Raw genomic sequence first — 13,826 nt, forward strand, 5'->3', positions numbered from 1 at the left:
TTTAATTTAGAAATATGAGCGGAATCTACATTCATATACCATTTTGCAAGCAGGCTTGCCATTATTGCGACTTTCATTTTTCGACTTCAATGAAAAAGAAAGACGAAATGGTTTTGGCTTTGGCCAAAGAAATTAGCATGCGTAAAAATGAATTTGAAAATGATGTCGTAGAAACTATTTATTTTGGAGGAGGAACACCTTCTGTTTTAAGCAACGAAGAAATAAATTTTTTAATTTCTGAAGTTTATAAAAATTATAAGGTTGCTGAAAATCCTGAAATTACCCTTGAAGCCAATCCGGATGATTTATCCTCAGAACGAATTTTAGAATTATCCAAAAGTCCAATAAATCGTCTTAGCATCGGAATTCAGTCTTTTTATGAAGACGATTTGCAGCTAATGAACCGTGCTCATAATTCGGCCGAAGCCAAAAAATGTCTGGAAGAAGCGACAAAATATTTCGATAATATTTCGTTGGATTTGATTTACGGAATTCCGGGAATGAGCGACGAAATGTGGAGGCAAAATATTCAGACTGCTTTGGATTTTGGTATTCCGCATATTTCTAGTTATGCTTTGACAGTTGAACCCAAAACGGCATTGAGCAAATTAATCCAAACCGGAAAAATTGCTGAACCACAAGATGAAGCCGCTTCAAATCATTTTATGATTTTGGTTGAAATGCTCCAGAAAAATGGCTTCATTCATTACGAATTATCAAATTTTGGAAAAGAAAATTATTTCTCCAGAAACAATTCGGCTTACTGGTTAGGAAAAAAATATATAGGTATTGGTCCTTCGGCACATAGTTATGACGGTGAAAAAAGAGGGTGGAACATTGCCAATAATTCTCTTTATTTAAAATCTATTCATGAAAATAAACTTCCCATAGAAACTGAAATCCTGACAAAATCAGATCGATATAATGAATATATTATGACAGGATTACGCACCATTTGGGGCGTATCTTTAGAAAGAATTGAAAAAGAATTTGGGTTGGATTATTTGAATTATCTTCAAATGCAGAGTAAAAAATTCTTAAATGATGACTTGCTTTCGATTGAAAATAACATTTTGAAACCCACTTTGAAAGGAAAATTTTTAACCGATGGAATAGCAAGTGATTTGTTTTATTTAAATTTGGAAGAATAAAAAATTTGCGGTTAAAATGACTATGATAGCAAAAATCAACAATTTTCAAATAGATTTATCAAAACCTATCGATATTTCAATTCCGTTAACGAATACAGATGAAAACCCAATTGCCTGGTATATCGAGAAACCGGTTATTGAACCCGTTGTTTTTGGCGACTGGATCGGGAAAGTTTCTGAGGGAAAGTCATCAACGAATTTCAATAATATTTTTTTTAACCCACATGGACATGGCACGCATACAGAATGTCTTGGGCATATTACCAATGATTTTTACAGTATAAACCAGGCCTTAAAACAGTTTTTCTTTTTTGCCCAATTAATTACTGTTAAACCTGAAAAAATCGGAGAAGATTTCGTTATTACAAAAGACCAGATTTCAAATGCTTTGAATGTTTCGAATTTTTCAAAAACAGAAGCAATAATCATTAGAACACTTCCGAATCAAAAAGATAAAAAATCAAGAAAATATTCGAATACCAATCCGCCTTATTTGTCTGAAGAAGCAGCAAAATTTATCCGCGAAAGCGAAATTGAGCATTTATTAATTGACCTGCCCAGCGTTGACCGGGAACATGATGAAGGAAAATTGCTGGCTCATAAAGCTTTTTGGAATGTTAAGGATACACATAACTTAAATATCGATGCCCGTTTTGAAGCAACAATTACTGAAATGATTTATGTGCCAGACGAGATTGAAGATGGAAATTATTTGCTGAATTTACAAATTGCTTCTTTTGAAAATGATGCAAGTCCAAGTAAACCTGTTTTATATGCTATTGTAAACCTTTAAAAATTAATTACATTGAAAACAGCAAAGAGACAGAGTTCCAATCAAAAAAAATATCTAATTAGGACATGTCTTTTTTTAATGCTCTTTGTTTTAAGTTTCTCAAAATCATTTAGCCAGAATAAATCACCAAAAGATACTGTAAATTTTATTTATTATCCGGATAAAATAATGGTCCGGGCAAACTTAAGTACTCAAACCGATTCCTATTTGCTGAATAATAAAAAAGGAACAAATCTGGATCTGGAAACCAATAACAATTACAAACTGTTTTTAAGTATCGACTACAAATTCATAGGGTTTAGTTATGGTTTTTATCCTAAATTTTTTGGTGGAAACAAAGATGAAGATTTAAAGGGAAAATCTTCTTTTTCCGATTATAATTTCCGTTTCTTTTTAGGGAGATGGCTTCAAACGGTCAATTATAGTAAAACAAAAGGATATTATGTAGCCAATATGTCTGATTTTAATCCTGACTGGGTTGAAGGTAAGGATCAATATCTTCAATTTCCCGATTTTAAAACTATTCAGTATGGAATGTCGACCTCATATCTTTTTAATCCAAAATTCTCTCTTAAAAGTATTACCTCATTTACCGAATGGCAAAAAAAGAGCGCCGGAAGTTTTGTCCCATCACTGATTTATACCTACAACAGAATTATTTCTAAAATTGACAATCTCAACGGCAGGCAAAAAGAATTTGATGTTAGGCTGGCTGCAGGTTACTATTATAATTTTATTATTCACAAAAACTTTTACATCGCACCTCATTTATCACCTTCGATTGGAGTAAAGTTTTTAAATGACAAAAGTGTAGATTCGGGTGTTGAAACTATTGAAAAAGAAACCTATTTTACCAGAAATATTGAAGGCGGAATAAAATTGGGTTATAATAGTAAGCGTATCCTTTTTGGAGCAAGTTTAAATTTTGACGACAGTTCTTATAATGAGGATAAAGCAACGGTTATTTCGAATAATAAAATTTATGGATTGTTATATTTTGGATATCGTTTTGATGCACCTGAATTTGTTAGCAAACCCATTGAAAAAATTGATGATAAAATTAAAATGTAATGAATACTAAACGGTTTTAAAAATTGTTATCCATTTAAATAAATCAAACAACGATGAATCAGATTAGCGTTTCGACTGACAAAAGCAAACTTAATGTTCCATTTATACAGCATTTTTTAAAAGACATATATTGGGCGGCAGGTCGAACAATGGAGGAAGTACAAACTACGATTGATGCTTCGGTTTGTTTTGGAATTTATTTAGATGACAAACAAATTGGTTTTGCACGGGTAATTACAGATTATGTTGTTTTTGGATATATAATGGATGTTTTTATTACCGAAGAGCATCGCGGAAAAGGTTATTCATCAATTTTAATTGAAAATATGATGAATGAACCCGTTTTAAAAGATATTAAAATCTGGCGTTTAGCAACAACAGACGCTCACTTTTTGTATGAGAAATTCGGATTTACAAAATTGAATCATCCTGAAAAAATGATGGAAAAAATACTATGATGAATACAATTGCAAAACTCGAGGAAGCAGCCTTATTTATTTTCGGAATCTATTTGTTCAGTCTTTTGAGATTTGAATGGTGGTGGTTTTTAGTTTTAATTTTAGCTCCGGATTTGTCGATGCTGGGTTATTTATTTGGTAATAAAATCGGAGCACTTTTATATAATGTATTTCATCACAAAGGGATTGCAGTTTTATTGTATATTTCAGGCTCCTATTTTAAAATTGAATACCTGCAATTAGCGGGAATTATTTTATTTTCACATTCGGCAATGGATCGTATTTTTGGTTATGGTCTCAAATATGAAAAAGGTTTTAAATACACTCATTTAGGTGAAATTGGTAAATAAAAATTATGAATTTAGAAACATATTACGAATACTGCCTTTCTAAAAAAGGCACTACAGAACATTTTCCTTTTGATGAAGATACTTTGGTATTTAAAGTAGGCGGAAAAATGTTTGCATTATCATCTTTATCACAATGGGAAAAGAATGAACCCTCTGTCAATTTAAAGTGTGATCCGGAGCGTGCTCAGGAATTAAGGGCAGAATATGATGAAATAAAACCTGGATTTCATATGAGTAAAGTGCATTGGAATACAGTTTCGTTAAACGGAAATTTACCGGCTGCTTTTGTAAAAGAACTCATAGATCATTCGTATGAATTGGTTTTCAAAAGTTTGACAAAGAAAATTCAGAATGAAATTATCGACCCGAGGTAAAATTTTACCGAACAGGCGGAACAATTAGAAAATTAGGCATTACATTTGTAAGGAATGTCAAAAACATAACACTCAATTAATTTGCAACTTAGTAGTTTATAAAATATGAAAGAACAATTTAAAAAGTTTCTGAACGAAGAGCAAGATCCTAAAGCGATTGAAAAAATTACTTCAAAACTCAATGATTTATTGATGAAGGGAGAAGAAGTAGGATATATAGCAGTTCAAAAAAAGCCTGCAATTACTGTTTTTCCGGACAGTATTGTTTTAACGAATAAACGCATTATTATTTGCAAGCCTAAAAATTTAGGTCTGTCCATGGATTTTACAGATTATACCTGGGATGATGTGGCAGGGGCTTTTGTAAAAGAAAACATTTTGGGTTCAGAATTCTCATTTAATACAAATACTGATTTATCAATTTCGATTGATTATATCCCAAAAATTCAGGCTAGAAAAATATATACTTACGCTAAAGAGCAGTTAGATTTACTTAAAAATCCTGTTACTATATCAGCGCCTTCCGAAACTGTTATTCAGTCAGAAGAGATTGATAATGAGGAAACAGTGGAAGAGGTTGAAACAGAAGAAGTAACTAATTTTGCAGAAATTATACCTGTAACAACTCCATCTTATACAGAGACTTTCGAGCCAATTCAACAAGCTCAGTCAACCGGAGAACGTAAATTAAGTGAATTATCTAAAGAAGAACTTTTTGATAAATTACAGAATTATAAAAAGTTGCTGGATAATGGCTTAATTCTACAAGGTGAATATGATACTTATAAAAAAGAAATCTTAAGTTATATGTAATAAAAAAATCCGAAGCCTTTAAACACTTCGGATTTTTTAGTTTTATAGTTTTTTGATTACCATTCGTTGACTTTATTAGCATCCATTTTTAAGAATATAAAAAGTAAGATGGTAAATCCCCAGAGTCCGGAACCTCCATAGGAAAAGAAAGGCAACGGAACCCCAATTGTTGGAAAAATTCCAACTACCATGGCTATATTAACAAAAAAGTGAATGAATAAAATTCCGGCAACACAATATCCGTAAACCCTGCTGAATTTTGTTTTTTGTCTTTCAGCTAAATAAATTATTCTTAAAAGCAAGCCGGCGAATAATGCAATTACAATAAAAGAGCCAGCAAATCCCCATTCTTCACCAACTGTTGTAAATATATAATCAGTATGTTGTTCCGGTACAAAACCACCTTTTGTCTGTGTTCCTTCTAAAAAGCCTTTTCCAATCCACCCTCCGGATCCTATAGCAATTTCAGATTGATTGGTATTGTATCCAATACCTTTCATGTCGACAGTTTTTCCAAGTAATATGTTGAAACGATCTCTGTGGTGTTGTTTAAAAACATTGTCAAAAACATAATCTACAGAAAATACAAAAGCTGAAATAATAGCCAGAAGTATACTGCTTAATATAATATTCCGATCAACAGCTCTTCCTTTAAAATGTATGATAATCAGTACTGCCAATGCAAGTAAAATAACAACATAAGGCTCTAAAACGAGTGTTAGTACAAATAAAAGAATAGTTATAAAACCTGTCCAGACATACCAGGATGGAAGGCCTTCCCGATATAAAACAATAATAAAAATGCTGTAGATTAAAGCACTTCCCGGATCTGGTTGAGGCAAAATCAAAATCACTGGCAGGAATATTATTGCTAGAGCCTGAATTTGACGATTAGTTTCCTTAAGATTAATTTGTGTGTCGCTTAGATATTTGGCTAATGCTAATGAAGTAGCCGCTTTTGCAAATTCTGAAGGCTGAAGCGTAAAACTCCCTATAGCATACCAACATCTCTGTCCTGCAATTGTTTTTCCAAAGAGAAACAATCCGGCCAATGATAATAAGGAAACTCCAAAGATGATACTGGCATACTTTTCATAGAATTTTCCATCAACAAATAAAACAACGAAAATTAAAGGAATCGTACAGCCAATAAATATTAACTGCTTTTCATACGTGCCTTCTGTAGAAGATAAGGAAGAAGAATATATGTTTAACCAGCCCAGAATAACCAGAACACTGTAGATAATAACACTTATCCAGTCAATATTATTTTTTACGCTTTGATTTTTCATTTGAAATGAATCCCTTATTAATTTCGTTTAATGGAATCTGCTTTAGTTTTTGGAATTATTCTTTTGCTTTTTGCAATAGAATCTTTTCTTTTTATTTCCAGCTTCGCTGCATTTGCAATAGAGTCCTTTATTTTTAGTTCTTTTTTAATGCTTTCTGAAAGGCCACCTAATTTTGCATATTCACTTTGCAAGCTTTTGTTTAAAACCCGGACTTCTAAATCGGTTCTTGATATTTTTCTTTTTAAATGCTTTTCAATCATTAAACTGGCAATTGGACCTGCAATAGAAGCTCCAAAACCACCATTTTCAATCATAATCGCAATCGCAATCTTTGGATTGTCTTTTGGTGCAAATGCAACAAATATAGAGTGATCTTCAAGTTGAACTCTTTTACCGCCAATTTTAGCAAAATTTTCAGCTGTACCCGTTTTTCCACAAATATCTATTCCTTCCACTTTTAGCCTGCTTGCAGTTCCCATGTTGTAAACATCAAATAAACCGCTTATGATAGGAGCAAAATATTTCTTATCAATCGATGTTGTGTGCTTTGTTGTAAATTTTGGATCGATTTTTTCACCCTCAATTTTTTTTATGATATGGGGAGTATAATAATACCCTTGATTTGCAATGGTTGCCATCATATTTGCCAGCTGAATAGGTGTCATTACAACTTCTCCCTGGCCAATAGCATTCGAAACAATTGCGGTACTTCTCCAGCCTCCGTTGGGGTACATTCGTTTATAGGTTTTAGAAGTGGGGATTTTTCCTCTTTTACCGGTTGGTAAATCATAACCCATAAACTGTCCAAGACCAAAAGTTTTAAGATGATTACTCCATACATCTACTGCAGCAGCAGGTTTCGTATATTTATTAATGGTCTTCATGTATGCTGTGGCGAAATAGGAGTTACATGATTGATAAATTCCCCTGTGTAATTGTAATTGCCCGCCTTGACAGTGGCATCTCATAAAACGACCTCTGGCATAACTAAATCCATGATGACAAGATACTGTGGTATTTTCATCTATAACACCTTCTTGCAAGGCTACCAGACCTGTTAAAATTTTAAAAGGAGATCCAGGAGGATATTCTGCCAGAAGACCTCTGTCATACAGTGGTTTTGCAATGGAGTCACGATATAAGAGCGTATAGTTTTTAGAACGCTGTCTTCCAACTAAAATTCCCGGATCGTATGATGGAGCGGTTACAAGTGCTAATATTTCTCCTGATGAAGGCTCGATAGCGACAATTCCACCTCTTTTATTAATCATTAATTCTTCGCCATATTTTTGAAGTTCAGCATCAATGGTTAAATTAATATCTTCACCCTGTACAGCAATTGTGTCATATTTTCCGTTTTTATACGAACCAATTTCACGATTGTATTTGTCTTTCTGGATATATTTTACACCTTTAATACCTCTCAGAATTTCTTCATAACTTTCTTCAACACCTTGTTTTCCAATTAAATCGCCACTATTGTAATAAGGATTTTTGGCAATCTGTTTTTCATTTACTTGTGTGATAAAACCAAAAATGTTTGCGCCATAATCTGCTTCATAATCACGTAAAGAACGTTTTTGAAAATAGAAGCCTTCATATTTTCTGATTTTTTCCTGAAAAGCGGCAAATTCTGCTTTATTAAGTTGTGCTAAAAAAACAGAAGGCAGTCTTGGGCTGTAAATCCTTGCTTTTGCGATTCTTTTCTCGTAATCTTCTTTTGTAATATTTAATAATTCGCAGAATTCGGTAATATTAAGATCATCTTTAATATCCCTGGGGATTACCATGATATCATAAGATGACTGATTTGCCACAAGAAGTTTTCCGTATCTGTCGTAAATATATCCGCGTTCAGGATAATCGTATTTTATTTTGATAGCATTATTTTCCGATTTTAATTTGAAAGAATCGTCAATAACCTGTAAATAAAATATCCTGATCACTAGCAAAGATGCTGCAATAATAATTAAAGTGGGCAGCAGGACTTTTCTCATCGTTTATTTGGCTTAATAAGATATATGATTATTATAGAAATGAGTATTGTGAAAACGGAACTAAATAAAGTTCTGAGTAAGATATCCCAGATGAATTTAAATTGAAAAGCTTCCAAAACAAATAAGACTATATGATGCAATAATACCGAAACCAAAATAAAAGAAAAGCGCTCAGGAGTTAAGGATTCGTTTAGTTTTATAGTTTGATATTCGTAGCTTAATCCGAAAGAAAACTTAAAAATATAAGGTCTGTAATAGGCTAAAATCACACAGGCAGCTGCATGAATACCACCTGAATTACAAAACATATCCATTGAAATACCCAATAAAAAACTGGAAATTATTAAACCGGATCGATTACTGTTTACAGGATATAAAATAATATATAGAATATACGGAAAAGGACTTATGTATCCTAAGAAATTCATATTATTAAAAATAACAATCTGAATTGCCAGTAACATAATAAATCGAAAAATATTGACTAACAATGCGCTATTCATCTTTTTCCTTGTTTTTGTTTTCTAAATTAATAAGTTCTTCTCTTCCCTTACTTTTGATAATATAAACATGTCCTAGATTAGTCATGTCATTAAATAATTTGACATTAATGGTGTAGAATGTCGTTTTTGTGTCAATGAAATATTTGTCAATTACACCAATATTGATGTTTTCAGGGAAAATTACAGATTGTCCACCTGTAACAATAGTATCTCCTTTTCTAACTGAAGCCAGTCTTGGAACATCTGTTAATTGAACGATTCCTGTGCTTTTTCCATCCCAGGTTAGAGAACCAAAATGATTGGATTTTTTTAATTTTGCATTAATCTGAGATTTCATATTCAGGATACTAATCACGGTAGAGTAATTTGGTGAAGTATTGTCTACAATTCCAATAATTCCTAAACTATTTATTACTCCCATATCTTGTTTAACACCTTCCTTTGATCCTGAGTTCAGGGTAAGATAATTTTCATGTGTACTATATGTATTATGAATTACTTTTGAAACAATAATGTCAGCTGGTTTTACACCTTTAATGCTGTCAATCATTGGTGCTTTTGTTGTATCCTCTTTGTTGAATAAAAGGCTTTTTAATCTTGCGTTTTCAAGTACCAGTTCGTCATTTTCAGTTCTCAAATTCAAATACTCATTTACGTTGTTTATTTTTTCATAAACGCCGCCACTGATAAAGTTAGCAGAACTAATCATCCTGCTTTTGTGAAAAGAGTGAGATTGGATTGTGAGTGCCAACGAAATGCCTAAAAGCAGCAAAAACAGCAATCGATTACTGTTTCTTATAATGAAATTAAAAATTTGCTGCATTTCTTGTTCGGTTATTTTGTTTCAGGATATGCTTTTGGGTTCAAATTTTTATTAGAGTCAAATGATTCAACTTGACTCTAATAAAAATATATAGATTGTTATGTTTATCTTATTTGATTAAGATACTTTTGAATTTTGCAATGTTTTTAAGTGCCATTCCGGTTCCGCGAACAACTGCTCTTAACGGATCTTCAGCAATGTAAACAGGTAAATCTGTTTTTTGTGAAATACGTTTATCAAGACCTCTTAACATAGATCCCCCACCAGCTAAATAAATTCCAGTGTTGTAAATATCAGCAGCTAATTCAGGAGGAGTTTGTGATAAAGTTTCCATTACAGCATCTTCAATACGCTGAATCGATTTGTCTAATGCTTTAGCAATTTCTCTGTATGAAACATCAACTTGTTTTGGTTTACCGGTAAGTAAATCTCTACCCTGAACAGACATGTCTTCTGGTGGGCCATCCAAATCTTCGATAGCCGCTCCAATTTGAATTTTTATTTTTTCAGCAGTACTTTCTCCAACAAATAAATTGTGTTGAGTACGCATATAATAAACGATATCATTTGTGAAAACGTCACCTGCAATTTTTACAGATTTATCACATACAATTCCGCCTAAAGCGATAACGGCAATTTCAGTTGTACCACCACCAATATCTACGATCATGTTTCCTTTTGGCTGCATGATATCGATACCAATACCAATTGCTGCTGCCATTGGTTCATGAATAAGATAAACTTCTTTACCATTTACTCGTTCACAAGATTCTTTTACTGCACGCATCTCAACCTCAGTAATTCCAGAAGGAATACATACTACCATTCTTAAAGCCGGAGTAAACATTCTCTTTTTTAATGCCGGAATACTTTTAATGAACATATTGATCATTTTTTCCGAAGCATCAAAATCGGCAATTACACCATCTTTCAAAGGCCTTATGGTCTTGATGTTTTCATGTGTTTTACCTTGCATCATGTTGGCTTCCTTACCAACAGCAATGATTTTGCCGGATATTCTATCGCGTGCAACGATAGATGGGCTATCAATAACAACTTTATCATTATGTATGATTAAAGTGTTTGCGGTACCAAGGTCTATCGCAATATCCTCGGTCATGAAATCAAAAAATCCCATAAGTTTGTTAGGGGTTTAAAATGTTATAATTAATTTATCGAACAAAGTTAAACAAATTAATGTTTAAAATGACGTGTTCCTGTAAATACCATTGCAAGATTATTTTCGTTGCAATAATTTATGCTTAATTCATCTTTTATTGAGCCTCCTGGCTGAATTACTGCCGTTATTCCTGCTTTTTTGGCTAATTCTACACAATCCGGAAAAGGGAAAAATGCATCGCTCGCCATAGAAGCTCCGGTTAAATCAAAACCAAAAGCTCTTGCTTTATCAACTGCCTGAATTAAAGCATCAACTCTTGAAGTCTGACCCGTTCCTGATGAAATTAATGTTCCGTTCTTTGCAAATACAATCGTATTCGATTTGGTGTTTTTACAAATTTTTGAAGCAAAGATCAAATCTTCTATTTCCTGAGCAGTTGGCTCTGTAGTTGTAACGGTTTTTAAATGCTCTTTAGTATCTGTAATATTATTTCTGTCCTGAATTAACAAACCATTAAGACAAGTTCTTACTTGGCGGGATGGTAATTCAACTTCATTTTGAACTAATATGATTCTGTTTTTCTTTTCTTGTAAAACGGCAATTGCTTCGTCATCATAAGCTGGAGCGATAACTACTTCGCAGAATAATTTATTAATTTCCTGTGCTGCCGCTAAATCAATTTTAGTATTGGCAATCAAAACACCTCCAAATGCAGATGTAGGATCACAAGCCAAAGCTGCCAAATATGCTTCGCTGATTGTTTTTCTTGAAGCCAATCCGCAAGCATTGTTGTGTTTTAAAATCGCGAATGTTGGTCCGTCAGTTTTAAATTCAGCAATTAAATTTACAGCAGCGTCAACATCTAATAAATTGTTGTATGACAATTCTTTACCGTGAATTTTTTTGAACATAGCGTCAAAATCTCCAAAAAAGAATCCTTTTTGGTGAGGGTTTTCGCCATATCTCAAAACTTGCCCGTCAGCGATACTTTCTTTGTAGATGGTCTCGTCTGTATTAAAATAATTAAAAATTGCTCCGTCATAGTGAGAAGAAACGTGGAACGCTTTTGTTGCTAACAATCTTCTGTTTTCAAGAGTAGTTGCTCCATTTTGTTCTGTAATTAAATCTAAAAGCAGGCTGTATTCATTTACTGAAGCTACAATTACTGTATCCTTAAAGTTTTTTGCACCGGCACGGATTAATGAAATTCCGCCAATATCAATTTTTTCAATAATATCTTGTTCGCTTGCACCGGAAGCAACCGTTTTTTCAAAAGGATACAAATCAACAATCACCAAATCAATCTGTGGAATATCAAATTCTTTCATTTGCTGAACATCACTTTCATTGTCCTGACGATTTAAAATTCCACCAAAAATTTTCGGGTGTAATGTTTTAACTCTTCCTCCAAGAATTTCAGGAAATGAAGTAATATCTTCAACAGGAACTACCGGAATACCAAGATTCTTAATGAAATCTTCAGTTCCGCCCGTTGAATAAAGTGTAACGTTTTGTTCGTGTAATTTTCTAACGATAGGCTCTAATCCATCTTTCGAAAAAACAGATATTAAGGCTGATTGTATTGTTTTAGTTGTGCTCATTGTGTAGTTATAATTTTCAGACTGCAAAAGTAGTTTTTTTTGATAATATATTTAAAGGAATTCTTGTAACATTATATTAAAAAAAACTACTGATGAGTTAGTTACCTTTTATTAGGTTTTTGATTTAAATTTATTGAATTTTACTTTATCGAAAAAAATGAATATATGCTTCTTTATTTAAGATTATTGAATGAAAGTCTAAGCTTTGCCATCAATGCTTTGCGTAATAATAAATTGCGAACTTTATTATCGTTGTTAGGTGTGACCATTGGTATTTTTTCGATCATTGCCGTACTCGCTGCTGTTGATTCTCTGGATAGAAAAATTTCAAAAGATTTAAGCAGTTTAGATAAAAATACGATTTATTTAATGAAATATTGCTTTGGACCTTCTGAAATTCCACAATGGAAAAGAGAGCAGTTTCCAAATGTCAAATATGATGAATATATTGCGCTTAAAAACTCTCTAAATAATACAGATCAGGTAGGTTATCAGTTATTTGTAAATCATGAAACTTTAAAATATGATTCAAAAACCGTTGCAGATGTAAATATGATTCCGTCTTCATTTGAGATGGTGGATATTGATGGATTAACTTTTGACAAGGGAAGGTTTTATAATGAATCCGAATCAAATTCGGGAACTCCTGTAATTGTTTTAGGATTTGATATTGCCAACGGACTTTTTGGAGAAAGTGATCCTGTCGGAAAAAGTATTCGTTTGTACGGTCAGCGCTTTACTGTTATTGGTGTAATGGCAAAACAAGGTGCGGGATTTTTTGGTGACAGTAATGACACATCGGTTTATTTTCCGGCTAATTTTCTGCGTCGAATGTACGGAGATAGTGATGCTATGACTCCTGTGATTGTTTTAAAGCCAGTAAAAGGAATCGATATGGACGCTTACAAAGCTGAAGTTGCACAAAAACTTAGAGCAATTCGTGGTATGAAAGCAGGAGAGATGGATAACTTTTTTATCAATGTACTTTCCGGCTTTACAGATTTTATTGATGGAATTTTAGGTCAGATGAATGTTGTAGGATGGATTATAAGCGGGTTTTCTCTTTTAGTCGGAGGTTTTGGAATCGCAAATATTATGTTCGTATCGGTAAAAGAAAGAACCAATTTAATCGGAATTCAAAAATCGTTGGGTGCCAAAAACCGATTCATTTTATTTCAGTTCTTATTTGAAGCTATTATTCTTTCAGTAATCGGAGGAATCATCGGATTATTGATGGTTTGGGGGATAGCATTCATTTTAACCAAAGCACTCGATTTTGAATTTGTTTTAAGTTTTGGAAATATAATGTTGGGGACCACTTTGGCGGGTCTTATTGGATTGATTTCAGGAATATTGCCTGCAATTTCTGCAGCTAATTTAGATCCGGTTGAAGCTATTCGAACAGGTATGTAAGCTTTTTAAAACCTCTAAGATTGAGTTGTGTTCTGTTTTTGCTTGGAGCTTCTTAAAAAAGAAACAG

At 33.0% G+C, this 13,826-nt stretch carries 14 protein-coding genes; 8 read left to right on the forward strand and 6 right to left on the reverse strand.

Features of this window, described 5'->3' with window-relative positions; genetic code table 11:
• Positions 1–14 precede the first annotated feature (14 nt).
• The 7 genes from hemW (at position 15) to DMB68_RS11665 (ending at position 5,010) form a co-directional block, all read left to right on the forward strand.
• Complete coding sequence (hemW, locus tag DMB68_RS11635) at positions 15–1,151, forward strand: radical SAM family heme chaperone HemW (RefSeq protein ID WP_110346829.1); 1,137 nt, start codon at positions 15–17, stop codon at positions 1,149–1,151.
• Positions 1,152–1,173: 22 nt separating this feature from the next.
• Positions 1,174–1,944, forward strand: a complete 771-nt coding sequence (locus DMB68_RS11640; protein ID WP_110346830.1) for a cyclase family protein — start codon at positions 1,174–1,176, stop codon at positions 1,942–1,944.
• Positions 1,945–1,956: 12 nt separating this feature from the next.
• A complete protein-coding gene (locus DMB68_RS11645; protein WP_124019423.1) occupies positions 1,957–3,015 on the forward strand; it encodes a DUF4421 family protein in 1,059 nt (352 codons plus the stop codon).
• A gap of 53 nt (positions 3,016–3,068) precedes the next feature.
• The gene (locus DMB68_RS11650) at positions 3,069–3,473 is read left to right on the forward strand and encodes a GNAT family N-acetyltransferase (RefSeq protein ID WP_110346832.1); all 405 of its coding nucleotides are present in this window, start codon (positions 3,069–3,071) and stop codon (positions 3,471–3,473) included.
• Complete coding sequence (locus DMB68_RS11655; RefSeq protein WP_110346833.1) at positions 3,473–3,823, forward strand: DUF4260 domain-containing protein; 351 nt, start codon at positions 3,473–3,475, stop codon at positions 3,821–3,823. The genes DMB68_RS11650 and DMB68_RS11655 overlap by 1 nt, the downstream gene beginning before the upstream one ends.
• Positions 3,824–3,828: 5 nt before the next feature.
• Positions 3,829–4,197 carry an MmcQ/YjbR family DNA-binding protein gene (locus DMB68_RS11660; RefSeq protein WP_110346834.1) on the forward strand — a complete coding sequence of 123 codons (369 nt, stop codon included), beginning with the start codon at positions 3,829–3,831 and terminating at the stop codon, positions 4,195–4,197.
• 105 nt (positions 4,198–4,302) lie between these two features.
• Positions 4,303–5,010, forward strand: a complete 708-nt coding sequence (locus tag DMB68_RS11665; protein ID WP_110346835.1) for a PH domain-containing protein — start codon at positions 4,303–4,305, stop codon at positions 5,008–5,010.
• Between the two features lie 56 nt (positions 5,011–5,066).
• Here the strand turns inward: DMB68_RS11665 and rodA are convergent, their stop codons facing one another.
• From rodA to purH, 6 genes are all read right to left on the reverse strand, one after another.
• Positions 5,067–6,302 (reverse strand): rod shape-determining protein RodA, encoded by a 1,236-nt coding sequence (rodA, locus tag DMB68_RS11670; protein WP_110346836.1) that lies wholly within the window; start codon positions 6,300–6,302, stop codon positions 5,067–5,069.
• Between the two features lie 17 nt (positions 6,303–6,319).
• Positions 6,320–8,299: a penicillin-binding protein 2 gene (gene mrdA / locus DMB68_RS11675; protein WP_110346837.1), complete on the reverse strand. Its 1,980-nt coding sequence runs from the start codon at positions 8,297–8,299 to the stop codon at positions 6,320–6,322.
• Positions 8,296–8,802 (reverse strand): rod shape-determining protein MreD, encoded by a 507-nt coding sequence (locus DMB68_RS11680; protein WP_110346838.1) that lies wholly within the window; start codon positions 8,800–8,802, stop codon positions 8,296–8,298. Before DMB68_RS11680 ends, mrdA begins: the two co-directional genes overlap by 4 nt.
• A complete protein-coding gene (gene mreC, locus DMB68_RS11685) occupies positions 8,795–9,625 on the reverse strand; it encodes a rod shape-determining protein MreC (RefSeq protein ID WP_110346839.1) in 831 nt (276 codons plus the stop codon). The genes DMB68_RS11680 and mreC overlap by 8 nt, the downstream gene beginning before the upstream one ends.
• 109 nt (positions 9,626–9,734) lie before the next feature.
• Positions 9,735–10,763 (reverse strand): rod shape-determining protein, encoded by a 1,029-nt coding sequence (locus tag DMB68_RS11690; RefSeq protein WP_007804822.1) that lies wholly within the window; start codon positions 10,761–10,763, stop codon positions 9,735–9,737.
• Positions 10,764–10,819: 56 nt separating this feature from the next.
• Positions 10,820–12,346, reverse strand: a complete 1,527-nt coding sequence (gene purH / locus DMB68_RS11695; protein ID WP_110346840.1) for a bifunctional phosphoribosylaminoimidazolecarboxamide formyltransferase/IMP cyclohydrolase — start codon at positions 12,344–12,346, stop codon at positions 10,820–10,822.
• A 165-nt stretch (positions 12,347–12,511) separates the two neighbouring features.
• Here purH and DMB68_RS11700 point away from each other — a divergent pair, with 165 nt between their 5' ends.
• Complete coding sequence (locus tag DMB68_RS11700; protein WP_110346841.1) at positions 12,512–13,759, forward strand: ABC transporter permease; 1,248 nt, start codon at positions 12,512–12,514, stop codon at positions 13,757–13,759.
• The last annotated feature ends 67 nt before the right edge of the window (positions 13,760–13,826 follow it).

Source organism: Flavobacterium hydrophilum (assembly GCF_003202405.1).
Classification (GTDB): domain Bacteria; phylum Bacteroidota; class Bacteroidia; order Flavobacteriales; family Flavobacteriaceae; genus Flavobacterium; species Flavobacterium hydrophilum.